General features: G+C 51.2%; 18 protein-coding genes. 4 read left to right on the forward strand and 14 right to left on the reverse strand.

The window, feature by feature from the left end; genetic code table 11:
- The first annotated feature begins 20 nt into the window (after positions 1 to 20).
- The 4 genes from ACEVG1_RS02985 (at position 21) to ACEVG1_RS03000 (ending at position 4,877) form a co-directional block, all read left to right on the forward strand.
- Complete coding sequence (locus ACEVG1_RS02985) at positions 21 to 716, forward strand: fasciclin domain-containing protein (protein ID WP_374742071.1); 696 nt, start codon at positions 21 to 23, stop codon at positions 714 to 716.
- 32 nt (positions 717 to 748) lie between these two features.
- Positions 749 to 1,738 (forward strand): hypothetical protein, encoded by a 990-nt coding sequence (locus ACEVG1_RS02990; RefSeq protein WP_374742072.1) that lies wholly within the window; start codon positions 749 to 751, stop codon positions 1,736 to 1,738.
- 18 nt (positions 1,739 to 1,756) lie between these two features.
- A complete protein-coding gene (locus ACEVG1_RS02995) occupies positions 1,757 to 3,340 on the forward strand; it encodes a M60 family metallopeptidase (RefSeq protein WP_374742073.1) in 1,584 nt (527 codons plus the stop codon).
- A gap of 124 nt (positions 3,341 to 3,464) precedes the next feature.
- Entirely contained in the window at positions 3,465 to 4,877 is a 1,413-nt protein-coding gene (locus tag ACEVG1_RS03000; RefSeq protein ID WP_374742074.1) for a Gfo/Idh/MocA family protein, read from the forward strand.
- Between the two features lie 21 nt (positions 4,878 to 4,898).
- On the opposite strand, the gene ACEVG1_RS03005 is transcribed toward ACEVG1_RS03000, so the two are convergent.
- From ACEVG1_RS03005 to ACEVG1_RS03070, 14 genes are all read right to left on the reverse strand, one after another.
- Entirely contained in the window at positions 4,899 to 6,053 is a 1,155-nt protein-coding gene (locus tag ACEVG1_RS03005; protein WP_374742075.1) for a methionine aminotransferase, read from the reverse strand.
- Between the two features lie 40 nt (positions 6,054 to 6,093).
- A complete protein-coding gene (locus ACEVG1_RS03010) occupies positions 6,094 to 6,447 on the reverse strand; it encodes a helix-turn-helix domain-containing protein (protein ID WP_374742076.1) in 354 nt (117 codons plus the stop codon).
- 141 nt (positions 6,448 to 6,588) lie between these two features.
- The gene (locus tag ACEVG1_RS03015; protein ID WP_374742077.1) at positions 6,589 to 9,186 is read right to left on the reverse strand and encodes a TonB-dependent receptor; all 2,598 of its coding nucleotides are present in this window, start codon (positions 9,184 to 9,186) and stop codon (positions 6,589 to 6,591) included.
- Between the two features lie 110 nt (positions 9,187 to 9,296).
- On the reverse strand, positions 9,297 to 10,544 hold the full coding sequence (locus ACEVG1_RS03020; protein WP_374742078.1) for a YeiH family protein: 1,248 nt from the start codon (positions 10,542 to 10,544) through the stop codon (positions 9,297 to 9,299).
- Between the two features lie 23 nt (positions 10,545 to 10,567).
- Positions 10,568 to 11,995 (reverse strand): phytoene desaturase family protein, encoded by a 1,428-nt coding sequence (locus ACEVG1_RS03025; protein ID WP_374742079.1) that lies wholly within the window; start codon positions 11,993 to 11,995, stop codon positions 10,568 to 10,570.
- Positions 11,996 to 12,124: 129 nt separating this feature from the next.
- Positions 12,125 to 13,387, reverse strand: a complete 1,263-nt coding sequence (gene soxC, locus ACEVG1_RS03030; protein ID WP_374742080.1) for a sulfite dehydrogenase — start codon at positions 13,385 to 13,387, stop codon at positions 12,125 to 12,127.
- A 24-nt stretch (positions 13,388 to 13,411) separates the two neighbouring features.
- Positions 13,412 to 14,002 (reverse strand): c-type cytochrome, encoded by a 591-nt coding sequence (locus ACEVG1_RS03035; protein WP_374742081.1) that lies wholly within the window; start codon positions 14,000 to 14,002, stop codon positions 13,412 to 13,414.
- Positions 14,003 to 14,252: 250 nt separating this feature from the next.
- The gene (locus tag ACEVG1_RS03040; protein WP_374742082.1) at positions 14,253 to 14,747 is read right to left on the reverse strand and encodes a molybdenum cofactor biosynthesis protein MoaE; all 495 of its coding nucleotides are present in this window, start codon (positions 14,745 to 14,747) and stop codon (positions 14,253 to 14,255) included.
- A gap of 64 nt (positions 14,748 to 14,811) precedes the next feature.
- Complete coding sequence (locus tag ACEVG1_RS03045) at positions 14,812 to 16,494, reverse strand: hypothetical protein (protein WP_374742083.1); 1,683 nt, start codon at positions 16,492 to 16,494, stop codon at positions 14,812 to 14,814.
- Between the two features lie 21 nt (positions 16,495 to 16,515).
- Positions 16,516 to 17,874, reverse strand: coding sequence for a DoxX family protein (locus ACEVG1_RS03050; RefSeq protein ID WP_374742084.1), 1,359 nt, complete (start codon positions 17,872 to 17,874; stop codon positions 16,516 to 16,518).
- A gap of 44 nt (positions 17,875 to 17,918) precedes the next feature.
- Positions 17,919 to 19,259: a RagB/SusD family nutrient uptake outer membrane protein gene (locus ACEVG1_RS03055; protein WP_374742085.1), complete on the reverse strand. Its 1,341-nt coding sequence runs from the start codon at positions 19,257 to 19,259 to the stop codon at positions 17,919 to 17,921.
- A 19-nt stretch (positions 19,260 to 19,278) separates the two neighbouring features.
- Positions 19,279 to 22,257, reverse strand: a complete 2,979-nt coding sequence (locus ACEVG1_RS03060; protein WP_374742086.1) for a SusC/RagA family TonB-linked outer membrane protein — start codon at positions 22,255 to 22,257, stop codon at positions 19,279 to 19,281.
- A gap of 554 nt (positions 22,258 to 22,811) precedes the next feature.
- The gene (locus ACEVG1_RS03065; protein WP_374742087.1) at positions 22,812 to 23,723 is read right to left on the reverse strand and encodes a TIGR01777 family oxidoreductase; all 912 of its coding nucleotides are present in this window, start codon (positions 23,721 to 23,723) and stop codon (positions 22,812 to 22,814) included.
- Positions 23,724 to 23,840: 117 nt separating this feature from the next.
- A complete protein-coding gene (locus tag ACEVG1_RS03070) occupies positions 23,841 to 25,547 on the reverse strand; it encodes a hypothetical protein (RefSeq protein ID WP_374742088.1) in 1,707 nt (568 codons plus the stop codon).
- Positions 25,548 to 25,556 lie beyond the last annotated feature (9 nt).

Below are 25,556 nucleotides of genomic sequence, written 5' to 3' on the forward strand. Positions count from 1 at the left end.
AACATTCAAATTGATTGAAAATGAAACTATCGATAAATAACTTGATTTTCGCAGCAGTAGTTACGCTCGCTATAGCATCCTGCAAACAGGACGACTACTTTGTGGGGGGAGACCTGCACAACCCCAATGTACCTTATACCACCTATGACTTCCTTAGAAATAATGACCGTGGATTGTTTGACACATTATTGATGTTGGTAGATGCTGCGGGGATGCAGGAAGAGATAAACCAATCGGGCATCACATTTTTTGCACCAACGGATTACTCCATCAAGAACTATGTCGCGGCGCGTACGGCAATTGAACAAAACATAGACCCCTTCCGAATGTGGACCGTTGATTCCATTATGAAGTATGAGTTATCCCAATTCGCCGACTCTTTGCGGATGTACATCGTACCCGAAACCATCAGCTATGACGATTTGAATTTAAATGGTGATGGCGTGCTCTACCAAACGTTAAATGATGATTATGTCGCAGTAACATACGAGGAGACCGATGATCCCGCTTTAGGATACAATCCCAACAGCTCCCACTTTCCACGGATTATGTATTACAACTATGTGAAAATCCCCAGCGGAACCGAACCAGACTCGGACGCTTCCCTGTCTTTCATCCGCACCCGCGTGCAGACATCCGGTGTAATCAGTACGACAGGCCGGGTCAATGTATTAGAAAATGGCCATCGGCTATTTTTCTTTCGACAAAACTTATGATTGATTTATGTATATCACAAATTTGTAAAGCAATGAAACGCAATATAAAATTAAGTATTCTGGCAGCAGCATCCCTTGCTATGGCTGCAGTGGCGTGCAAAAAAGTTCCCGACGGTTTTCTTAGCGATTACATCCGCTACGAAGAGCTCCCCATAAACGTACCCCAAGGTAGGGCATATGTGAGCTATGCACTCAATCCGGATGGCTCAAACAAGCCGGCGACGATTAAATTGCTGAACGTATATGATAAGGCCACGGGTAACGATGTAACGGATCTCTTTATGCAAAAATACGAGCTCCCGGTGTGGACAGGATATTACGATCCGAAGGTTGACACGACATTGGAGCTTATTGATGCCAAAAGGAAAGACTCGCTGGTGTATCCCATCAGCATCAATACTTCTAGTGGCCAATTGGAAGCCAACCGGGCTACAGTAAACTTACCACTAGGTTCGTATGAATTTGATTTGGAAGTTACCAATTCGGCAGGCACAAAGCAATATCCACGTATAGGCGAGTTTAATCTCAACGAAGCGCCTTTTTTTGAAATTCCTGCCGTACGCAGCACGGTAGCTATGAAAGTCGGAGCGGAGTCGACTACCCAATTGCTTCCGGCGGGCGGCATTGAGGTAAACCGCATAGGTGATGACGAAGACAAAATCATCGTAAGGATTGTTGATGAAAACGGGATATCATTCAACCCGAAGGCTGGAGAAATAGCGCGGCGCCCGGCTTCCGGTACAAGCGGTGGCTGGCTCCAAACCATGCAAGATTATTCGCTCAGCTACGAACTGTTTGATGATCGCATGGAATTCATTTATGGCGTCGTGCCCTTCCCACTCAACTCGCTCGGGAACGGGTTTAACTATTATTACCGCATCCCAACAGAGTATGTCCATTTTGACGAAAGCCTGGGATTGCCGGATGATACCTACTCCTGCAACGCCCGATTTTCGTTCCGAGCGTTTTTGCCGGGTACATACGAAATAACCGTCATCGTTGAAGGAATTACAAAAAGGTAACCATAAACATATACATAAGTGAAAACGAGAAGATTATTTGTACTGCCGCTTCTGGTCCTGGCGTTACTTCAGGCCCAAGCACAGTCTGCCGATGAACTGGCAGCCATCTACGACGACCTATCGATTTTCGAAAGCCCGATGGCAAGCTCGTTGAAAAAAGGAGTCAAGAAGAAAGATGTTGAGCGCGTGCAGAACGCCCAATTAAAGGAAACAGCCCGTCAGCTCCTTACTGGCCAGTATGATGCGAAATTTCGCTACGCCAATTACGAAGCGTACTTAGCGCCAACCACGTTGGGCCACCAATTAATGATTGGCGACGGATATAGCAAATACGAAAACATGACAGGCGTCTACTTACCCGTCGGCAAACACGTGGTGCTGGTTGACGGCATTGCCCAAGGCCAAACGGTGAATCTGCTCATTCCCAATTGGAACCGGCGTGCGCCTGAAGGCATTGAACCCACCAAAGACCCTGCGGGTTGGGGCATCGTGCGCCAAGAAATTCCATTGCATAACGGTGTGAATATCATCGAAGTAACCGATTTTGATGGGTTGGCCTATATCGATTATTTCTCTGACACGCCCGAAAACGAAACCCCCATACAGGTGCATTTCCCCGCTGCAACGGTAAACGGGTACTTTGATGTGGCAGAAAACGACGATAGCGACTGGAATAGGCTTATTGACCATGCTGTCTATCCCATCATTGATGCCCGCGGAAAGCATATCCAAATCGCTTACCCGGCAGCCGATTGCAAAAAATATGCTTATGGAAGAGGTGTCGAGCTAATCAGCAACTACGACTCGCTGGTATATCGCCAGCATCGGCTGATGGGATTGGTGAAATATGACAGAATGCCCAGCAACCGCATACTGGCAAGGGTAAACTACAATTATTACATGTTCCGGGATGGCGATGGTGTGGCCTACATGGGTACGGATCCCGGCAATGCAATGCCCTTGGTGGTGGACCCCAACCGGGTGATATCGGGCGACCCCTGCTGGGGGTTCAGCCACGAGGTGGGCCATGTGCACCAACTGCGGCCGGCGTTCAATTGGGGCGGCTTGGGAGAAGTAAGCAACAATGTGTTTTCATTGTATGTAACGACATCCTTCGGCAATAAAAGCCGGATTTCCGAACAGGGAAATTACCAAAAAGCACGCGAAAGCATCATCGAAGGGAAGATCAGCTACCTGCAAGATGCAGACGTGTTCAACCGACTGGTTCCGTTCTGGCAATTGCAACTGTATTTTTCGGGCGTAGGCGAAAATCCAGACTTTTATCCCGATTTATTCGAGGCATTCCGGATGCAGGCGGCCGAGGATAGGCGCCCAAGGCGAAGGGGTGGATGGGGTGATCGCGGAGACAATCCAGCTCCCTACCAGCTCAACTTTATCAAAACAGCCTGTAAAGTGGGAAAGGTGGATCTGACCGACTTTTTTGACCAATACGGCTTTTTCTATGTTGGCGATTTCGACTACGAGGACTACGGGAACTACCATTACAGCATGACCCAGGAAATGGTCGATCAGTGTAAAGCTGAGATAAAGGCGATGGGCCTGCCCAGGCCGAAGATAGGAATCAGCGGCCTTAGCGACTGAACACAATAAAATTCAAGCAAACGGTTGCGTAACGTTCACATTTTGATAACTCAGCAAACTATCCTATACTTGTTAACCCAACAAGGTGTGATATGTGGTTGCTAACCACTCTAAAATGCTAAATATGAAGTACAATCGAAGAAATTTCTTAAGAAATGCCACCCTTCTTTCGGGAGCTGTGGCTACGCTGCCGGCCGTGGCACGCGATGCCGGTAATGACTGGCTGCTCAATGCTCAACCTGCGCTCCCGCAGCGTTTTAACATGAGTGGCTACGCCGCACCCAAAATCGATAAAGTCCGCATCGGGTTTATCGGCTTGGGCCAACGCGGCCCCGGTGCGGTAAACCGCATGTCGCGCATTGAAGGCGTAGAGATAAAAGCCCTGTGCGACAAGGATCCGGCAAGAGCTACCAAAGCCCAAAGCATCCTCGAGAAAGCCGGTCTGCCCAAAGCAAAGGAATATTCGGGCGAAGATGGCTGGAAAGATATGGTAGCCAATGCGGATTTGGACCTTGTATACATCTGTACACCGTGGGACCTCCACACGCCGATGGCCGTGTACGCGATGGAGCATGGCAAGCATGCGGCAAGTGAAGTGCCCATTGCGATTACGCTGGATGAATGCTGGCAGCTGGTGGAAACGTCCGAGCGCACGAAGAAGCATTGCATGATGCTCGAGAACTGCTGTTACGACTTTTTTGAGATGCTCACGCTCAACATGGCGCGCAACGGCCTGTTCGGTGAAATCGTACACGCTGAAGGGGCATATATCCACGATCTGCTCGACCTCAATTTCGATAAGAACGGCTACGCGGACATGTGGCGGTTACGGATGAATGCGACCCACAATGGGAACCTTTACCCCACACACGGTCTGGGACCCATCGCCCAATGTTTGGACATCAACCGCGGCGATAAGATGGACTACCTCGTGTCGATGTCTACTAGTGATTTCATGATGGGTGAAACCGCGACAGCCAAGGCCGCGGATGATTCTTTTTTCGAATCGTTTGCTGGACGCACCTATCGCGGCAACATGAATACTACGCTCATACATACGGCAAAAGGCAAGACCATGATGGTACAACACGACGTCACTTCACCACGCCCGTATTCGCGCATACACTTGGTCAGTGGCACCAAAGGCGTAGCTTCCAAATGGCCGTCGCCCGAACGCATCGCTTTTGGTCACAATTGGGTGAAAGACGAGGAACTGAAAGAACTTTATGATAAGTACACCCCGGCACTCATTAAGCATGTGGGCGAAGCAGCCAAGCAAGTAGGCGGCCATGGCGGTATGGACTTTATCATGGACTGGCGGTTGATCGATTGCCTACGCAACGGGTTGCCACTAGACCAGGATGTCTATGACGGCGTAGCATGGAGCTGTATATTCCCGTTGAGCGAACAATCGGTGGCTCGCCGCTCGCGCTCACTGGACATACCCGATTTCACCCGAGGTGCCTGGAAACAGAACAAACCGGTAAACCTCACCCTCGAAGGCGGTGCCACTACGGGCGTACGCAAGATAGGATAACCTTACCAACAAAAGGGCGCCTCATACCATTTTGATGGCTATGAGGCGTTCTATTGCCCTTTCCAATGTTTCTTGGCGCTTGGCGAAGCAAATCCGGATCAACCCTTGGTTAACCCGGTTTGTATAGAATGCAGCCACGGGTATGGCCGCTACACCGTGCTGTTGGGTAAGCCATCGGCAGAAGGCATGCTCAGGTTGGTCGCTGATGGCCGAATAGTCTGCCAACAGGAAATAGGTGCCTTCGCACGGCAAGGGCACAAACCGTGTGCTTGCCAATCCGCGCAGCATCAGGTCACGCTTCGCTTGGAAAAATGCATGGAGCCCCAAGTATTCCGCTGGCGTATCCAGAAAATCGGCCAATGCGTATTGGATAGGGGTATTGACGCTGAATACATTGAATTGGTGTGCCTTGCGGAATTCCGCCATCAGCTCGCGGGGTGCCAGGCAATACCCCACCTTCCATCCGGTGATGTGATAGAGCTTCCCGAAAGAGGCAACCACGAAAGCACGCTCGCGTAGCCCGGGATATTGCGCAGCGCTACGATGTGTCTTGCCATCGAATACCACGTGCTCATAAACCTCGTCGCTCAATACGTAGCAATCGCCACCGGCCGTAAGGCGCGATAGCTCGCGGTAATCGGCGTCATCCAATACCCTTGCCGTCGGGTTGTTGGGCGAATTGATAATGATCAACCGCGTCTTGCTGGTCATCAATTGCCCAACCAATTGCCAGTTGATGGTAAAATCGGGTGCCAATACGGCTACTGGCTTCGGGATACCGCCAAATAGCTGTATGGTGGGAGCGTATGCATCGTAGGCAGGGTCGAAGAGAATAACCTCATCGCCTGGCCGGATAAGCGATGCCATCGCAGTAAACAGCGCTTGGGTAGCACCAGCGGTTACCGTGATTTCAGACTCCGGATCATAGTCCGCACCCGTAGTGGCCGCCACTTTCGCTCCGATACGCTCACGGAGTACAGCGACACCCGCCATGGGCGCGTATTGGTTATGGCCAGCCCGCATATGGTGGGCCACCAATTCAATGAGCCGGGGCGAGCAGTCAAAATCTGGGAAGCCCTGTGAGAGGTTAATTGCCCCGTGCTGCGCTGCCAGCTGAGACATTTGGGTAAAGATAGAAGTACCGACATGCGGCAACTTGGATGTTGGTGGAGTCATGGCTATGTGTTAAACGACACCACAAGGTTACGTATTTAACTCAAAAAACCCTTCCTTCTTTAAGCATTTCGCGGTAAAAGCGAATACTGTCTTCCAATTGCGCAATGTATATTTCTTTATCGTGTATTATTTTGTTGTAGAGTGCCTTTTCTTCCGTGATAAACCGTTCAATATCACCATGGGGGGGCTTTTCGCTGCCCACCAATTCATGCAGTGTCGCATCCAATACGTTCGCAATCTGGCTAAGCCGGTCGATATCAATCCGCGTAATCCCGCCTTCGATATTCTGGTAGGTCTTCAATGCGATATGCAGTGCTTCGGCCATCTCCGCTTGGGAGAAGCCCCGCTCTTTTCGCAACCGTTTTATTTTTACCAGAATAGCCGCTTGTTCCATCGTCCCGTACTTAGTTCCGTTTCGGAGGTAAAGGTATTATTTTTTTGAAAAAGACTACTAATTTAGTGGATTATTTTTTTCTTGCGATTGCCGCTGCTTTTTCACCTGTTTGCTTAACCTATGCAGGGGAATACGGAAATATTAAAAGGCGTACCGCAATGTCGCCCCGTATGTCCGTGGATCACCCAAAACACCGGCATAATGGCCGGCATTGCCCCCGGCGGGCAGCAATTGCTCAAAATATTCTGCATCAAAGACATTGCGACCCCAGACGAAAAGTGATACGCCTTTTGCTGCGCGGAAGCCAACCCGTGCGTTAATCAGCGTGTAGCCATCTACGATAAGATAGTTGGATGGTGATGAGCTTGAAGAAAATGAGGAGCGATAAAAACCATCCACTGCAAAAACAAATTCACCCTCTTGTCCAAATAAACTGGTCGGTTTGGTCAGCGCCTCCCCACCGAAAGACGAGGCCCATTTCGAAATTCCGGGCAATGCTCCACCCGAAATGTCCTTAAACGTCGGGCCACCGGTCTCTTCCAGCGGTGGAGGCGCATTCGTGAATTTCACATAAGAGCCGTTCGTGTATGCCAAGGAGGCATACAATGAAAAATAGGACCCTAACCGTGCGTTTGCGTCCGCTTCCAGCCCATTCACCCGGATGTGTTCGGCATTGGCCAAGTATCCCCGGTTCACAGATAAATCTGCCGACTGCACCTGTGCTTGGTAGTCTTTTACCTCGGTGTTATAAACGGTTAGCCCTAAAGAAATATTCCTTGTAGGCTGTGCTTTCACGCCCACTTCATAGTGCCTGACGCTTTCTGGCTTAATCACCGCCAACTCGAGCATCGGCTGCCCACCTGCGTTTGGCAGTCCGCCAAGGTTCAAACCCACGGGCCGGAATCCGGTGGAAAACGTGGCGAATGTGTTTACCTTATCGGACGGTTCGTAAGCAACGGTAACCTGCCCCGACACATTGGTGTCATCGATATCGGCCTGGAACGCTTGCGCCGAGTAGACCGCATTCTTGATGGCAAGCAGATCCGGATCGTCCGTTTGCAGCCCTCCATAGGTTTCACGGCGGAAATCAACCTCTTTTTTGTCGTAATTCAGGCGGATGCCGGGCAACAGGCGGAGCTTTGGCGTAATTTTCCAGTCGACCTGTGCAAACACCGCCCCACTAAACGTTTCCAGGCTAGGGTATGTTTTTATGCCATATCCCTCCAATAATCCCGGCGTTTGCCACAGGGCGCTCTCCGAATTTTGCGAAAAACGCCATTGGTCCCGTCCTGATTCCTCCGTGTGTGCCGAGTCGGCATGGAGCGACTGTCCGAATGCAAAGATCCCAACCACTGCGCTTACCGTCGGTGAAACATCGCCCGCCCAACGTACTTCTTGCGACCATTGCTCGTGGCGCGAGGGGGCCTGTGAAAGGGCTAACCCCTGCAGCCCGGTAAAATCACGGTCATTGGAAGGCATCCAGTTCCAGTAACGCCATGCGGTTGTGGCTGTCAACGTTCCGGGTCCTACCTTTACATCCACGTCGGCCGAAACACCGCCCAAATCTTGACCGGACCGCCACGGGGTGTCGTGGTCAATCAACCGTTCAAAGGGATTGCGGCTTGGCAACTCGTACCCCAAGTCGGCGATGATCTGGTCAAACTGCCGATAGGCAGCCCGTTGGGTCGGTGCTACGCCCGCAATCACCTGCGCATAGCCGTTGGGCCGTTGGCGGGTGGCATCGCCGGCTAGCAATACTTGCCAGTTTGCAGATGGCGCATAGAGGAGCTGGCCGCGTACCCCGAGGTTGTTCAGGTCGTTCAACCGCTGCTGGGTGGCCACATTGTAGAGCACCCCATCCCGTTGCGTGCCGCTGAATGACAGGCGAGCTGCCAGGTGGTCAGACAGCGGACCGCTCACCGAAGCCTTTGCCTGGATGTACCCATAATTTCCGTAACTGAGTTCTGCCCGGCCTTCCGGTATAAATGTCGGTTTACGGGTGGTTACGTTGAATGCCCCCGCTACTGTGTTATTGCCAAACAAGGTACCCTGCGGGCCGCGCAGTACCTCGATTTGCTCCACGTCGATGAAGTCGAGGGTCGTGGCCGCCGTTCGTGCATAGTAAACGCCATCCACGTAAAAGCCAACGCCAGGATCGATGCCGTCATTGGTCAGCCCGAACGTGGTACCCAAACCGCGGATACTCAACCCCGTGTTGCGGGGATTGGACGAATATAGCTGTACGGTCGGCACCATTTCCTTCAGCCGGTTTACGTTGAAAGCGCCGCTTTCTTCGGCAAGCGCACCGCCCACTACCGATACGGGTATGGGCACGTGTAGCAGCAATTCCCTACGGCGGCGTGAGGTGACCACCACCTCGCCCAGACCGGTTGCGCTGCGGTCAAGCACGATCGTCACATTCGGCTCGTTTACCACCACTTCTTTGGTCTCGTAACCTATGTACGATACGATGACCGTGATCGGCAATTTCTGCCCAGTTACAAACCGGAAATGCCCTTGCCTGTCTGTCTTGGTACTGTGGGTAACACCTGCCAGCTGGAGCGTCGCTCCCACGAGCGGCTCGTGGGATGCGGCATCTTTTACCACGCCCTCGAAAGTCGCGTTAATGAGCGGTTGGGATTCTTGGGCGTGAAGAAGCGCGCATACGGCTATCCCGAAGCCTGCCAAGGCAAATCGCTTGATTGCCCTTAAATGAGTACGTATAGGTTTCAATATCATTTGAATTACTTTTAATTGCTAACCGCAACAAAAGTATACCTATCTAGTAGACATTAAAAGGCATAAAAACTGCCTATTATAGGAAGAAAATAGACGTAAAGCCGGTCTCTTTAGCCAAATAGCCACCAAGCAACAGCCAGTGTAATCAGGATGTTGAACGATTGTGCGATCAAGAAAGCCCAAAAAGGTTTGATGCTGTTATGGGCCAATAGGTCCTTAAAATTCGTTTCCAGGCCAATGCTCGTAAACGCCAAAGCAAACCATAACCCTTGGATATCTTTGAGCCCTCCCTTCACCTGGCCAACGGTAGCGGCGTCTAGTACGAATGAAAACAACAGCGATGCGCCGATAAATCCGAGGACGAATTTGGGGAAGCGCTCCCAAATGACACCCAGTCCGGGTTTTTCGACGTGTTCACCATCCGGAGTGCCCCTGTACGTCCAATAAACCGAAATGGCAAGGGCAGCAATACCCAGCAACACATTCTGTGAAAATTTCACAATGGTGCTTATTTCCAATGCACGCTCGCCCACTAAACTGCCAGAAGCTACCACGGCACCCGTGGTGTCGATACTACCCCCTAACCAAGCTCCGGTCACCTCCTGCGAAAGCCCGAAAACCTTGGCGAGGTAAGGCATGGCGATCATCATGGGTATCGCCGTAATCAATACCATCGATACCACGTATGATAGCTTCTTTGAATCGCCTTTAATCGCTCCGGAAGTCGCAATGGCCGCCGAAACGCCGCATATAGACACGGCACTGGATATCATCATGGTCAGTTCGTCATCTACCTTCAACTTGCGGCACAACCAAAATGCAAAATACCATACAGACAGTACAACGATGAGCGATTGCACCAAGCCAAGCGACCCCGCTTTCAGGATGTCCGAGAAAATGACACGTGTACCCAACAGCACCAGACCGATCTTCACCAATAGTTCCGCGTTTAACGAATCCCTGAACCACCGGGGCAGCTGAAACGAATTTCCTATCAACAGACCGATCACCAAACTAAAAATCACCGTTTCCAACCCAAGTTCGTTCATAAACGCATTTCCAGACAACAATAACGAACCGAGCGTCAATAGAAACACGAGGGGGAACCCCAAAAGCTGGGACTTGACAGGCTTTCCGGTAACGAAAGCTCCGATGATAACGATGGCATAAGCAAACAGGAATTGGAAAAAGACGCTTACCCCATTGGATGCGGTAAATAATGCCGTCAGTGCGGCACCGTCATTCCATTCATACGCGGGGATGGGAATAGATAGGCCCCATACGGCCAGTAAAATGATGAGGAACCCCAAAAAAACAACTGCCCAATCTTCGGTGAGCTTTATACGTGATGATGACATAATAAAAAGAAAAATAGTTAGATTTAAAAAATATCCTTTAGCACCTGCTTAGCTGCATAATAACCACACATGCCATGCACGCCGCCGCCAGGCGGCGTAGACGCCGAGCAAATATAAACACCTTTGGCCGAAGTACGGTAGGGAGAGAGCCGGAGCGCCGGCCGATTGAACAGCTGCGCGATGTTGACCACGCCACCGTTGATGTCGCCTCCAATGTAATTGGCATTGTACCGTTCCATAGCTTCGGTATGGAACGTGTGCGTGGCACGGATGGTATCCCGGAATCCCGGTGCAAACCGTTCTACCTGATTGGTTATCGCTTCGGTCATGTCTTTGGTCGAACCGTTCGGCACGTGGCAGTAGGCCCACCCGGTCTGTTGGCCCGTAGGTGCCCGCGACCCGTCGAATACACTTTGCTGTGCAAATAGCACAAAAGGTTTCTCCGGGTGTATTCCTTTCCACACGCGGCGCTCGCCCCCGGCTATTTCATCGAACGTGCCTCCCAAATGCACCGTTCCCGCTTTCCTGGCTGCTTCCGCTCGGAAGGGTACGGGCTCAGTCAATGCCCAATCTACTTTAAATACGCCCATACCATACCGATGGCGATTTAACTGCCAACGGTAAAATGGGGATAGTTTATGGCCGCAGATTTCCAAAAGCTGCTTGGGCGACGTGTCGAACAGGATGGCTTTGGCCTCGGGTAAATCGGCCAGGGTTTTGACCTCCATACCGGTTTGGATTGTACCTCCAAGCGACCGGAAGTAACCCGCCATGGCATCGGCAATGGATTGCGACCCACCCCTTGGTATAGGCCAACCGCCACGGTGCCCGGCGATGGTAAGCACAAAGGCAATGGCGGAAGAGGTCAAGGCATCCAGTGGAATCATGCTATGGGCTACGATACCCGCCCACAGGCCTTTCGCTTCGCGGGTACGGAAACGTGCAGCAATCTGCTTTCCCGATTGGAGTGATTTCAACCCAAAAGACGCTAAAGCGAGCGGATCTTTCGGTATTTTCAGCATCGGACCCAGGATGTGGGTATCGATCCGGGGCCAACTTTGAACCAATGGGGCAAAGAGATTCCGGTAGGCACCACCGTCCACTCCCAATCCTTCTGCCGTTTCGTTAAGCGGTTGGTACAGGGCCGCTGCCGTACCGTCATCAAACGGATGGGCGGCCAGCACGGGAGGATGGATATATTCGAGACCGAAGTCATGCAACGGTAGCGTGCGCAGGAACGGCGACGCCATCCCCATCGGGTGTACGGCCGAACAAACGTCGTGGTGGAAGCCTGGCAGTGTGAGTTCAGCCGTACGCATTCCACCGCCAACGGTATCCTTCGCTTCCAATAGCAATACCTGTAGCCCACGTTGTTGTAACGTGATTGCAGCCGCCAGCCCATTGGGGCCACTGCCAACCACAACGGCGTCGAATTGCTGATGATTATCCATTACCTTACAATTATAACACTAAATTATCGAGTACACTATTTAATTCCGGAAAATTGAACCGGAATCCTTCCGCCGCAATATGTGCGAAACCGTCGGCAGTACTGCCTCCGGCGAGGATGAGATTTGGATTCATGGTGTCGGTCTTCTGCCCCGGCCTCTTCCTTGTGTTTCACTGGCCAGTACCACTTGCCCATCCGGTTTCAGCCGCCAGGGGACGACGGGGTTGAAATGATAGCCGCCACTGGAGCCGCGTGCTTCGACCAACTCTTGCAAGAAAGGTTGGCGGTAGCCGGTTTCGTCGTACGCCCTGCTCATGATCACCGTTTCGCGCCCATCCCATTGCCAAAGGAAACGAAATGCGGTATGCGCTTTATCCAAGACCGGATGCTGCAGGCGCGCCGGATACCAGTTCTTGCCGTTGTCTACGCTCACCTCCACGGTGGTAATTTTACCTCTTCCTGACCACGCGATTCCGCGGATCTCCATCCACCCTTTTTCCACGCTGACCGGAAAGGTCGGAAACGTGATGATGGAGCGTGCGTCCATCACAACGCTGAATTGCCTGATTTTGCCGTCTTTGATGCGTTCGGTATATTTAGAAGTTTCTTCCCGGGTCATGAATGGCGAGTCTGACAATTCGATGCGCCTGAGCCATTTGATAGACGTGTTTCCTTCCCACCCCGGTAGGAACAGACGCGCCGGGTAACCTTGTTCGGGCCTTACCGCCTCGCCGTTTTGGGCGTATACGATCATGGCGTCGTCCAGTCCCTTGCTGATGGGGATGCTCCGTGTCATCACGGCGGCATCGCCCCCTTCGGCGAGGAACCAGCTCGCTTTGGGCTTGAGGCCAACTTCGCGGAACAACGTCGAAAGCATGACCCCCGTCCATTCGGATTGGCTGGTCAGGCCGCAGATATGTTGCGGTGTCAGCTCTTCATTACCCCCGCGGTAGTTGCCCGAACATTCGAGAAACCGGATTTGCGATACCGACGGGAACCGCTTCAGATCGCGGAGCGTAAACTTCAAGGGGCGCTCGACCATGCCATGGATCAGCAACTCGTATTTTTCAGGGTCAATGGCAGGAACGCCCCCATGATGGCGCTCGAAATGGAGGTCGGAAGGCGTGATGATGCCATAGAAATCCTGCAGCGGACTGCGGGATGACGTGAAGGACGTCAATTTTTCCAATTGTTCGGCCGGTGAGCGCGTGCCCAATTTCCCTGGAAACGGCCCCAGCTTCTTGGTGGGGTCGTCAGATGCGCTCATTGGCAGTCCGGCCGTTTGGATCACCCGCTCGAACGGCCCTTGGGTAAGGACCAATCCCATCGCTGCCACGCGCCCGATCAATTGGCGCCGATTGATTTTTTCAAGATGATTATCTTCTTTCATCATTGGATTTGTTGATTCATGCCGAAGCTACTTGATTTCCGGACCACCTTTTCGGTCGTCTGGTATAAACGAAGCCCTTGCTGGCATTTCCACTTGGGGAAGCCGCTTCGCATCCATGACTTCGTTCGAATCGATGATGCCGTTCGCTGACAACAGATAGGCGGTCAGCTGATAGACTTCTTCATCGGTGAGTGTTCCAGGCATGTTGAAGGGCATCGTCCGCCGGATGTAGTCGAATAACGTGGTTGCATACGGCCAGTACGTGCCAATCGACTTCTGCTCGCTGCTGATGAGCACGTCATATGGCCCCTCATCGCCGTTCAGTCCATGGCACGCGGCACACTTGGCCAGGTAAATCGTTCTTCCCGCTTTAGCGCTTCCTGTCCCGTTCGGCAAGCCCTTACCATCCGGCCGGATATCGATATCCCAGCGTGCGATGTCCGATTCGGTGGCATGTTTGCCAAAGCCGAAACGTTTCGGCCATGTTGCTTCTTCGGTTGACGCTGAAGCAACGGAACCCACAGCTTTTCCTGCCACTGACGGGTCCCCATCGCCGTCTTGCCGGATATCGCCCGTTCGGTGTGCATCTGAACAGGCAAACAGCATAAGCATACACATAACGACAAAGTACCTCATAGTAGTAATGCTATTTACATTATCCCTTGGTGCGAAGCGGAAACTGTGAGGGGCTAGTCAAGTACTATCGCGCTGAAATCGTGACCTAAAAGATCTACCAATAGGAGCTGCTAGCGGCCCCATCAATCTTCCAATTACGCGGATTAGTAATACGGGTTCGTCAACTTGTTCCTCGGTTTTCATCGTGATTTTTTTATATATCAAACAAATCTAGGGATAATGTGTCCGTATTTTAAACGGCTCCTTTCACCTGGTAAGAGCCTCCTTCGAAAGCCGGTTCGCCCAAAATTGGTAACTCCGCCTTTATCCTATTTACCAACTGCTTACAAAGGCTAGATGCGGTGGCCCGCCGGGGAGCTACCACCTTCACAAAAAAAAAGCATTCCCCCGTATGTACGCGCCCCAAGCTATGTTTAACGACCATCGTACTGTTGGGGTGCATACTCAACAACTCCCTCTTGATAACAGCCAACCGCTGTTCGCCCATATCTCGATGTGCCGTATAGTTTATAGCAGCCACCGCTTTGCCATCCAGCACGTCTGTCTGTACCCATCCCTGAAAAACAACGATTGAGCCCGATTCTACATCGGGCCAATCTTGGTGCAAGAATCTACCGAGCTGTACCTTGGTTATCGGCCCGTCGACGAAAAGCGAAGTGTTTACCATTTTCTTGTCAAGATACCTGAAGTGCGCTCGAAAATACCCCAATGATAACTTACTCGTCATTATTCACCTACAGCACATCCAACGCTGTTGCAGACAGGTTCTGCATGTTTTGTTGCGCAGCCATTTAACGGTAATTACCTGCCTCCAATTTGCCTTTAGATAGCTTGTAATCCTTTTCGACCCGATCCAAAACGACGTAAAGCGAGTCCCGGTTCTCATCGATGCCATTCAAGATTACGCGGTCTCCGCCGTTGAGGGCTTGATACTGGACGATGAATCGCTCCCGGGTTTCCCTGGCGGCGAGTTCATCCGCCCGTGCGAATTCGCGTAAGCGCCTTGTCGTGCGTGCCCGGGGATGCACATACTCAGCCTCGTTGCCCAAACGGGCCTTTACGTCTGCAGGTATCCACTCTTCCCTGCTGATGGCAGGTTCATCTACCGACGAGAGTGTGCGGATCGTGCGGCTACGTGCGCCGCCGTCTCCACCCGCGCCCGCCGTTACGTTCCGGGCATCGGGTATCAATTTAAACTTATCCTCCAGGTACAGGGTGTTGGAAACCGTATCGACGTAGTAATGGAAGGCGCGTTGGCCACCGGCTACTCCGGACAGCTCAAACGTACGGTTGACATCCCGTTTGGGGTCTCCGCCACCGTTTGACAGATCGAGCGCCAAGGGGCGGTTTACCCGAAAGGATAGGGTAGACCAGTTTTCAAATGTGGCTGACTGCCAACGGATGGAATCCAATGGATTGAACGCGATTTCCCGACCGTTTAACCTGAATTCCGTCACTTGGTAATTTCCGCGCAATTCCTTCACGCCAGCAGTAGACGGTTGTTTGTAGGGGTCGTACAGGAAGTCGATCAATTGCAGGTAGAAGAATACGCCGATAAATACGAATAGGATCAAGGATTTGATCGTGACTCGCGCATACTGTACCAATCCGTTGAACCTAGGGAAAGTGAGGTTTACCTGCGCAGGCAGTTGATGGATGAATACACGTGCGAACGGATGGTAGTATGGCACCAAAAGAAATAACCCCAGCAATACAAAATACGAACTGTAAACATGTACACCGCCGTCATAAGCGAAGTTGACCACGGCAATCGCACCCAACGTGCCGACCAGCAAAGCCGCGCCGATACCTACGGTTTTCCGGAAAAGTAAGAGCGCACCAGCTGCGACTTCCAGCACGCCCGCGAAAATCTGATACCACGGCACAATGCCAAAAGACATCCAGAAAATCTTTTGCGACGTGAGGTCTCCATAATTCGTATCCAGTATCCCTAGCGATGGATAGGGCATTTGCACCGGTAGCAACTTGGTAAAACCAAAGCCAATGATGCCCAAGCCAGCGCGGTATCTTACCACCAGATTCAGCCAGTAATACCACCGTTCAAAGTTTCGAGGGATACGACGTGCCGCTTTGGCCAGCCACGTCCAGATTAATCCTCCTGCTGTTGCGATAAGCAACGTCGTCAGCCAATTGGCGAATCCCAATAGCCGATAGCCGAAAAAGCTATTACCGAAAAGGTTGATGCCCGATCCAAATCGGCAAATATCATATAGGTCCCGATAATCTAGATTGGTCCAATCAATCCGGAATACGTGACTATACCACAACGGGTTATTCGGCACGGATAATGCGATAAAGAAGATAAAGGCGATTCTGAAGAGGACTTTCTGGTACCCCTGCCAACGCGGCGTTATTTGCACGTCTAGGTGTGCGGTGTTTTGCTTGTCGGTACCTCCTGTCTGGGTAAGCGTTCCTGCTGCGGATCCCTGTCCAATGTTTGTTGATTCAGCCATGGCGTTTCGTGGTCAAGTTGGTTATAATTTAAAGCCCAGTGTAAAGCGCCCGACTTTCTTGACCTCTTCGATGAGGTATTTTTTGTCAAGGCGATCCAAGCGTGCCAGCAAGGAGTCGCCGTTTGCGTTCAATCCTTCCAAGACGATGGTTTTGCTGTTGAGCCGTACGATGTCGAGCGACAAGCGGTCATCGGGATAGTTCGGGTTTCGGTTTTGGAGTACCAATTGCCCCTGATCGCCTTGCCCATTATACGAGTAATACTGACGGTCGCCCGCTAGTGCATACTCGTAGCTGCGCAGGCTATCTACCCGCTCCAGCTTGATACCGTTGTATCGATTTTCCGTAACCGTGCTGTTCGAACGGATACTCACCGTATTCCATTTCTCAAAGACGACGTCCCTCCAACGTGTAGGATGATCCGGTGAATAAGCGATGGTGTCGCCGTTGACCACGAACAGGCCGACGTTATAGATTCCCGCTGCGCCTTCCAACCCGGGCGTCTCGGGATAGTGCAGTGTGCCATGTTTGTAAATCGCATAGCTCTTCGCACCGAATACCACGACAAACAGTAGGGCAAAAGCACCTTTAAGTCCGATGCGCCACAGGCGTATCGGACTATCGGCCCAGCTGAACCGGAATGACGATGGCCGGGTGGGCTGGAGGTGTATCGTCAGTTGCGCAAACCGCTGAGCATCATAAAGAAACAACACGAACGTTAATGACAGCAAGAATAGCGAATACACATACCCGGTCCCTTCATATGCAAGGTCCGAAAGGAATACATTACCATAGAACGGAAGGATAAAAATTACGGCAAGGAAAGCCGTACGTCTGAAGAGCAACAGGAGGGCAGACGCCACTTCGACCAAACCCAGGAAGGATAGGTAGGCTGGTGCCACGCCCAGGCTCAGAATGAAGTGTTTCCAGTGGCCGAAATAACCGTATCCCGTGTTGAGGTGGCTGATGGATGGCTCGGGCGCAAACGAGGGAAACAGCTTGACGAATCCGAACACAAATAATGCTGCGGCTAGCCGGTAACGCACGAGCACCCGCAGGTAATAGTACAGGTCGTCGTGATTGAGGCGCACGGGCTTTATCCGTTCACTGCGTTGCCATAAAATGACCGCTACAGCCGCGATTACTGCTAACACGATCCAATCCAGAAACGTACTCTCCGGCCCGAAAAAATGAGGCGTGAAAAGTACCAGGTTCAACACATCGATCACGAAGGTATCCCAGCGCAATGCGAAGAGCTGAGCATAAAAACTCCATTGGAACGGAATGGTCTGCAACAGGAAATAAATCAGCGCAAAGCGAATCAACCAATCCTGCGTGCGATGTTTTTGCGATCCCTGTACGGTGTGATGTTGAGTTGCCATGTTATATTATTGTTTGAACTTCTTTTATACTCGCTACACCTGCATCAATACCCGGGGTTCGGATCAAGGTCGTCGACCACTGTTTGGTTGTATGGAATTGGGAAAAGCAGCTTATTGGGATCTGTCACATCCAATACTTCCGTTGCCCGCTCTGTCCGTACCAAATCGAACCACCGGTCACCTTCCAACGCAAACTCCAACCGGCGTTCATTCTCGATAGCCAGCAAAATTCCATCGGCGTTAAGCCCTTCCAACGCTTCCAGCCCCGCACGCAACCGTACGGCATTCAAATCTGCAAGGGCACCGGTAAGGTCCTCGCCAATGCGCGCTTTGGCCTCTGCTCGGATTAGGTATTGTTCCGCGATACGAAGGATGTAAGCTGGATCCGTAAACGGGCTTCGGTAGTAGAGATTTCCATACCATTTCCCTTGATTGTCTTGTGCAATCAGGACATTTCGGTTCCCACCCGTAGTTGGCGTATTCAACAGGGCCACCAACGCATCATTCGGCGCCCATTGCCGCTGTCCGCCATTGATACTTGACTGCCAGAACGTACGATGTCCGTTTGTATTGTTTGCACTGTAGAATAGTTCGAAAATGGATTCCTTTGTCCCCCGGACATTGTCGGTAAAAAATGAACCGTACGGTCCGATTAGCTCGTAGTTGTTCGTTTGATTGATGATTTCCGTGGCAAATTGTTCGGCCAGCGCCCAGTCTCCTTGATATAAATGAAAGCGAGCTTTCAAAGCACGTACCGTGTTCTTCGTCGCCCGGAAACGGTTGACGGTTTCGGGAAGCAGCGCAAAGGCCTGATCCAAGTCTGCGAGTACTTGGGCATATGTCTGATCCAAGCTGCTCCGCGGAATCCCCCGTTTATCCGAACTGGACAACGTGGGTTCCGTAACGATCTGTACGCCGCCCCATGCACGGGCCAAATCAAAATAGGCCAACCCCCGGATAAAGTGGGCCTCCCCTGTGTATTGGTCTTTTGTTGCCTGATCAAAATCGTTTTGCAATGGCAAGCCAGGGACGGCGGCTATCACGTGGTTTGCTCGATCAATCACCTCGTAAATGCCGGCCCACCCTTGTGCAATGTAGGTATTATCAGTGCTAATATCATGATCGATAAACTGCTGTACGAAATTCTGGGAACCGGTCCACTGTACGTTGTCTCCGGATAGGTAGCCGAAAGCGGGATAGGTCCATCCGTAGTATGCATCGGCTCCAAGCCCGTTGTACACACCGTTGATGGCTGTTAAAGCCGATGCCCCATCGGTAATAGCATTCGTTCCGGAGAGCTCTTCCTTTGGCTCAACCGTGAGAAACGATTCGCATGATGTAAGCAATAGCAAGGCACTGCTCAAACTATATAAGATTGTCTTCATTTTTTTTCAATACTTAGTTCTAAAATGTGAGGTTAACTCCGAACTGGAAGGAACGTGGCTGAGGCGGCGTACCCTGATCCAAACCCTGGATGTTCTGCTCTGACGACACATTGGATTCCGGGTCGGGACCTGTGTACTTGGTGAATGTCAGTATGTTGCTGGCCAGCACATAAAAGCGTATATCTGCATATTTTGTTGCTTGTCGAGGCAGAGTGTAACCTAGCACCAGGTTTTTTAAACGGACGAATGAGCCGTCTTCAAGGTAACGTGAACTCTGTTGCCGGCCGTAATTATCCCCAGCCACCAAACGCGGTACGGTGGTGTCATCGCCCGGTTGTTGCCAGCGGTCCAGTTGGCTTTTGAACAAAATCCGGTTGACATCCAGTTGTCCTCCGCGCTCACCGAAGAACCGCATCAGGTTCAGCACTTTATTCCCTTGCTGAAACGTAAAGAGAAAATTCAGATCGAACTGTTTGTAGTTAAATGTATTGGAAAGCCCCCCGAAGTATTTTGGTTGGGCCGTTCCCAGTATTTGTCGGTCGGCGTCGTTGATCACCCCATTGTCATCGACATCCCGGAATACAGCGTCTCCGGTGTTTGGATCCACATAAAGCTGCTCCCACAGGTACCAGGATTGCAGTGGATATCCCTCTTCGACGCGTACCCAACCACGGCTGTAGTAACTCAACGGTGTCTCCAGCTTTTCCACCTTGTTATCATTATGGGAGATATTGAAGTTCGTACTCCATTGAAAATCCTTGGCCCGGACGTTGACCGAATTGATGGAAAATTCGAAGCCCCGATTGCTGATTTCGCCTGCATTGGCGAAATAGCTTTCGTAACCCAAGAGCGCAGGAACCGGAATCTGCAACAAGGCATCTTTCGTGTATTTCGAATAATAATTGAATTCGAGGTTTATCCGGTTGGCCAGCAAGCCTAGATCGACCCCCACGTTGAACTGGCTTGTTTCTTCCCATTTAAGGTCTGGGTTACCCAACTGTTCCGGCGAAATCCCGGCATAGTCTCCTGCCCCGTCCAATGTGTAAGGTGCCACCCCATTCCAGAGCACCTTTGAAGCAAAATCGGCAATTCCTCCTTGATTTCCCAACACCCCGTAGCTTGCCCTTAGTTTGAGGTTGCTGATTGCCTGCACCCCTCTCAGGAAGTCTTCTTCGTTCACCCGCCAGGCACCGCCGACAGCGGGGAAATAACCCCACCGATTGTTCTCGCCAAACCGCGACGACCCATCAGCACGGAAGGTAAAATCCAGGTAGTATTTATTGCTAAAATTGTAATCAACCCGCCCGAAAAACGACGCCAAGGTAGCTTTACTCCACGATTGCGATCCTGTTCGGTTTGCCGCCGCTGAAATAATCTTGAAATTATCATTGGGAAAACCCCGGCCCTCCGCTTGTGTCAGTTCCAATACCTCACCTTGCAAGGTGTTTCCGAAGAGGATGCCCAATGTATGCCTATCTTCGAACACATCATTATAGGCAATCGTCTGCTCGTTGACCCAAGTAGTATACTGCGAAAGCGCCGAAGTGGCCAGACCATTCGTGGGAGCCCTTCCCAGCAGCAATTTCGAATTCCAGTATTCGTGTTCGTTGTAATTGTTGTAATCCACGCCAAAGCTGGATTTGAACGTAAGCTTTTCCAGGAATTTTAATTCGGCAAAGACGTTGCCCAGGTACCGTAGGCTTTTTGAGCCGATATCATAATTGTCTATCAACAATTGCGGATTGTCAAATCCCGCTGAAAAACCCGGGGTTCCGTCCGGATAGAATATCGGAGTTATAGTAGGTGAGTTGATGGCAGCTTGCAGCATTCCTCCCTGCGGGCCATCACCCGCCCGCGCCTGATTTCGATCGGTTATATTGAAGCTGTTGCTCGCACCGAAGGTAGCCCAGTTCGTCAATTTTTGATCCAAGTTCAATTTTACGCTTGTGCGTTTCAGGTGAATTGGCTTCAATATTGATTCCTGACTGGTATAACTTCCACCCAAATAATAGGTCGTTTTATCCGTTCCACCCGTAATCGAAGCATCCGCATTCAATAGTTTCGCTGTCCGGAACACCAAGCTTTGTCGATCGTAGGTTTGTTGCTCTTCAGGCAATCCACGCCCGCCTTCCGAAACCGGGCGGTACGGTTCGGGCAGGCCATTGTTTCGGTTCCACTCGTTCACCAGGGTAGCGTGTTCGGGGCCGGTGGTCAGTTCCCACAATTTTACGGCTTTTGCCGTGCCCTGCGAATAATTCACCTGCAACTTAGGGCGCGATTGATACGCGCCCCGCTTAGTCGTGATGATGACCACCCCATTGGCGCCCCGAGCACCGTAAATGGAAGTCGCCGTTGCATCTTTCAACACCTCGATACTCTCTATATCAGCAGGCGAAATATCGGCCAGCGGCGAGGTTGCACGCCCGCCGGTATCGAATGTTTGCAGCGATGTATTGTTTACATAGGTTCCGTCTATGATAAAAAGCGGATTATTCGTCGCGTTAATAGAGGTTGCCCCCCTGACGCGTATGTGTATCCCATCACCCGGAACACCGGTGTTGGAATTGATTTGGACGCCCGCGGCAGCGCCCTGGAGTTGCGCATCCACACTGGCAACCGGGATGTTCTTCAGGTTTTCGGGATTCACTTTCGTTACCGATCCAACCAGGTCACTCCGTTTCTGGGTAGCATAACCAACAACCACAACCTCATCCAAGCCTGTGGCATCCTGCTCCAGCTCAATTGTGAGGGGGCTGCCATCGGCAACGACCTCCTTTGTCTTATAGCCGACAAAGGATACGGTAATTGTGTAGGGGAACTTTTGGCCAGTTACGAAACGGAATTGGCCACGGCTGTCGGTCTTAGTGCTATGCGTAACGCCTAACAACTGCAAAGAAGCACCTTCAAGAGGTCGCTTGGTGACTGCATCGACCACCACGCCATCCAACGTGGAGTTAATCAAGGGCTTGGTTTCCTGCGCTTGCAGCAGGATAGGCATCAACGCAAAAACTAACGCTAGAGTCGAATAGTAAAATATTTGATGGAAATAGCGTGTCGTTGCGTCACAACGTCGTAATGTTTTAGTCATAAAATTTCAAATTAAAGGGAACAAAACTCCGCTAAGCGGCAAAAAAACAGATTGGTCTAGTACATGCAGCGCCACATTCGACAGGGATCGGGTGTCCCCGTATAGCAACGGCGATTCTCAAGGTATTGAGTCAATACACACGGTTTGTCCATACAGTCATTATTAATTTTCATGAAGCAAAAGTATACTAAGTTAGTAGACTTTAAAACGTATAAATTATGCGCTATTTAGGTATATATTGTTCGCATTTCCGTCGGAATAGCTCCATGTCGGGTTTTCGGGCCACACAACCGTGCATGAATCCATTTATTGCGTCAATAAAGCGAGCCCATCTGGTATAGGTATAATTAGGCGTGCCGTTTACGTTGTCTTTTAACTATATGGGAGATTTCGGGAAGGCCGATTTCAGGATGCGGAACTCATGAAGACGGCATTGTGTTTTCAATCATCGTTCATCATGACAATTACAACAGTAGGTTATCAAGGGCATGGGCTACGTCAGGATAATCAAACCGAAAATCCTCATCGCGCAGTATCTTCGACACCACACGATGTCCATCCAACGCCAATTGGGGTTCCGTTCCGATGACGCGTGCCCCCAATCGTACCGCCCAGGCCGGCGCGGGGATACCGATTGACACGCGTAATCTCCTGCGCAAGGCTTCCATAAATGCTTTATTCGTTACCGGATTCGGGCTGCACGCATGGACGATTCCCTCCACGGAGTCATTCGTGATTATCCAGCCGACCAACTTCGCGAAGTCGCGTTCGTGTATCCAAGAAACATATTGATTGCCCGGACCGACGGTGCCACCCAAACCCAGTCGCACCAATTTAACCAAGGGGTCGAGCATCCCACCTTTGGAGAGCAATACGGAACTTATCCGAAGTTGCACCTTCCTCGTGGCCGGAACGTTCGCGTCAGCGAAGGCGGCCTCCCACTGCTTTGAAACCTGCGCCAGAAAACCAGTACCGTTGGGCGGATCCTGCTCGGTAAACAACGTCGATGAGGGCTCGAAAATCGAAATTCCACCGGCATTTATCCAAACGGCCGGGGGGTGTTTGCAGCCGGCAATGGCATCTCCGATCAACGTCGTTGTCAGCACTCTAGAATCCAGTATTTCCTGTTTCTTCTTCGCTGTAAAGCGTGTATTGATGGATTGGCCCGCCAAATTGATTACTGCTGTTGCACCCTCGAGTTCGCGGGTCCAATCCCCTAAAGTATAACCATTCCAGTAGGTATATCTTATATTTCCCGAAACCCGAAATCCAGTACGGCTCAACACTACAACTTCCCAACCCTGCTCAGTATATACATCTGACAGTAACATCCCTAATACACCTGCTCCGCCGGCAATAATGATTTTACTGGACATTTACTTGCAATACTACTACCAATTGATTGTTTTTTCCTTGAGCACAGCGTGTTTTCGTACTTATCCAAAACTACAAATAAAGAATCCATTTTTTATAATAATGGTATCGAATTAGTTTTAGTCATATTTACCCGCATCCAACGTGCTTCGTGACAATAGGTAGTTCCGATCTTTGCGTTGAAGCACTACGTAAATCGAATCGCGGTTTTCATTGATGCCGGTCAGCACGACACGGCTTCCATCGTCGGTCTGGTAGTTCAGGATCATTTTGTTGCGGTTTGATGGGCGTTGCGGGCGAGACAATTCCCGTGATCTCCGGGAGGTGGCGCCTCGCGGGTCGATAAAAGAGTTCTCGTCGCCGATGCGTTGCCAAGCCGCTTCACTGATCCATTCCGTACCCAACGGGTCAGCTATCGAGTCGAGTTGAAGACCACCCCGGCGATTTACGGTCTGTGCTTCCCGATTTGTATTACGTCTCGACGCTTGGCTTCGAGTACTCTGTTGAGGGCCATCAGCCGCCGGCATCTGTCGCGAGTCCGGAACTCGTCTAGGGGCAATTTCTCCGCCCTCAACAACACCAAAGCCACCGCTTTTACGGATCTTATCTTGTAAATACAGTGTGCGTTCGGCCGTGTCTGCGTAGTAATGAAATACACGTTGCCCACCACCGGTTCCGGCGATTTCGAATGTTCGATCTAGATCCCGGATAGGACTTCCACCCCCGTTTGACAAATCCAGCCGTGTCGGTCTATTGACGCGGAAGGTCAAGGTGCTCCATCGTTCAAAGGTAGCTTCCTGCCATCGGATCGTGTCCAATGGCGAGTAGGGTATTTCTGTGCCATTGATCTTGAACTCGGCAACATGATAATACCCCCTTAGCGGCTTCACGCCTGCCGTGGAAGGTTGCTTGTACGGATCATACCAGTAGTTGTTGAGTTGCAGAAAATAGAATACGCCCAGGAACAGCCCGATTACAGCTACTTTCAGTCCCAAGCGCACAGCACGCTGCCACTTTTCCGGGAACGTAGGCCAAAGGTCTACAGGAAACGTATATTCCTGTTTGATGAACAAGCGGTAGATCCGGGGCACGTAGTAGGCGAATATGTACACGCCCAACACGACGAAGTAGGCCGCGTACGTCTGCACGCCACCATCATAAACATGGTTTACCAGCGTAATGCTGCCCAATGCACCGAACAGCAGTGCCGCACCGTACACCGTGGTCTGGCGAAAGAACAGCAATGTTCCCGCCGTTAGTTCTACGATACCGGTAAATACTTGGTACCAAGGCACGATACCAATGGAAAGCCAATATATTTTCTGTCCGGTAAAATCACCGAAATGGGTATTGAGCAGCCCTTCAGACGGATAGGGCATCTGGACCGGTAGCACCTTGGTAAATCCGAAACCGATGATGCCAATCCCGGCACGGAATCGTGCAATCACCAAAGACCAGTAGTACAAGGTATTGTATGATTGCCGTTTGCGGTCGATCAACGTCCACACCAGCCCACCGATTGTTGAAATTACGAGCAAGGTAACCCAGATGCCGTGGCCTTCGAGGCGGGGAATACCGAACCATTGGCTTACCTGCGGAAATGAAGGTTGATAACGTGCAATGCTGTACAGGTCTCGGTAATGCAGGTTGGTCCAATCGAGGTTAAACCATTGCTGAAACCATCCGAAATTGGGCGGCCAGGAGAAAATCCCCGAAGGAACGACCAAGAGGATGATATAGATGAAACTGATACGGAAGGCTATTTTCTGGAACTGGTTCCAAGGGCGTGTCCCGTTTTCCGCCTGTGTTGCGTGTTGCTGAGCCATGTGATTTGT

It is taken from the genome of Parapedobacter sp. 2B3 (genome assembly GCF_041925275.1).
Taxonomy (GTDB): Bacteria; Bacteroidota; Bacteroidia; order Sphingobacteriales; family Sphingobacteriaceae; genus Parapedobacter; species Parapedobacter pyrenivorans_A.

Coding starts and splice junctions, on each gene's coding strand:
- ACEVG1_RS02985 (WP_374742071.1), top strand. CDS start 21: ATGAAACTATCGATAAATAACTTGATTTTCGCAGCAGTAGTTACGCTC.
- ACEVG1_RS02990 (WP_374742072.1), top strand. CDS start 749: ATGAAACGCAATATAAAATTAAGTATTCTGGCAGCAGCATCCCTTGCT.
- ACEVG1_RS03000 (WP_374742074.1), top strand. CDS start 3,465: ATGAAGTACAATCGAAGAAATTTCTTAAGAAATGCCACCCTTCTTTCG.
- ACEVG1_RS03005 (WP_374742075.1), bottom strand. CDS start 6,053: ATGACTCCACCAACATCCAAGTTGCCGCATGTCGGTACTTCTATCTTT.
- ACEVG1_RS03010 (WP_374742076.1), bottom strand. CDS start 6,447: ATGGAACAAGCGGCTATTCTGGTAAAAATAAAACGGTTGCGAAAAGAG.
- ACEVG1_RS03015 (WP_374742077.1), bottom strand. CDS start 9,186: ATGATATTGAAACCTATACGTACTCATTTAAGGGCAATCAAGCGATTT.
- ACEVG1_RS03020 (WP_374742078.1), bottom strand. CDS start 10,544: ATGTCATCATCACGTATAAAGCTCACCGAAGATTGGGCAGTTGTTTTT.
- ACEVG1_RS03025 (WP_374742079.1), bottom strand. CDS start 11,995: ATGGATAATCATCAGCAATTCGACGCCGTTGTGGTTGGCAGTGGCCCC.
- soxC (WP_374742080.1), bottom strand. CDS start 13,387: ATGATGAAAGAAGATAATCATCTTGAAAAAATCAATCGGCGCCAATTG.
- ACEVG1_RS03035 (WP_374742081.1), bottom strand. CDS start 14,002: ATGTGTATGCTTATGCTGTTTGCCTGTTCAGATGCACACCGAACGGGC.
- ACEVG1_RS03040 (WP_374742082.1), bottom strand. CDS start 14,747: ATGACGAGTAAGTTATCATTGGGGTATTTTCGAGCGCACTTCAGGTAT.
- ACEVG1_RS03045 (WP_374742083.1), bottom strand. CDS start 16,494: ATGGCTGAATCAACAAACATTGGACAGGGATCCGCAGCAGGAACGCTT.
- ACEVG1_RS03050 (WP_374742084.1), bottom strand. CDS start 17,874: ATGGCAACTCAACATCACACCGTACAGGGATCGCAAAAACATCGCACG.
- ACEVG1_RS03055 (WP_374742085.1), bottom strand. CDS start 19,259: ATGAAGACAATCTTATATAGTTTGAGCAGTGCCTTGCTATTGCTTACA.
- ACEVG1_RS03060 (WP_374742086.1), bottom strand. CDS start 22,257: ATGCCTATCCTGCTGCAAGCGCAGGAAACCAAGCCCTTGATTAACTCC.
- ACEVG1_RS03065 (WP_374742087.1), bottom strand. CDS start 23,723: ATGTCCAGTAAAATCATTATTGCCGGCGGAGCAGGTGTATTAGGGATG.
- ACEVG1_RS03070 (WP_374742088.1), bottom strand. CDS start 25,547: ATGGCTCAGCAACACGCAACACAGGCGGAAAACGGGACACGCCCTTGG.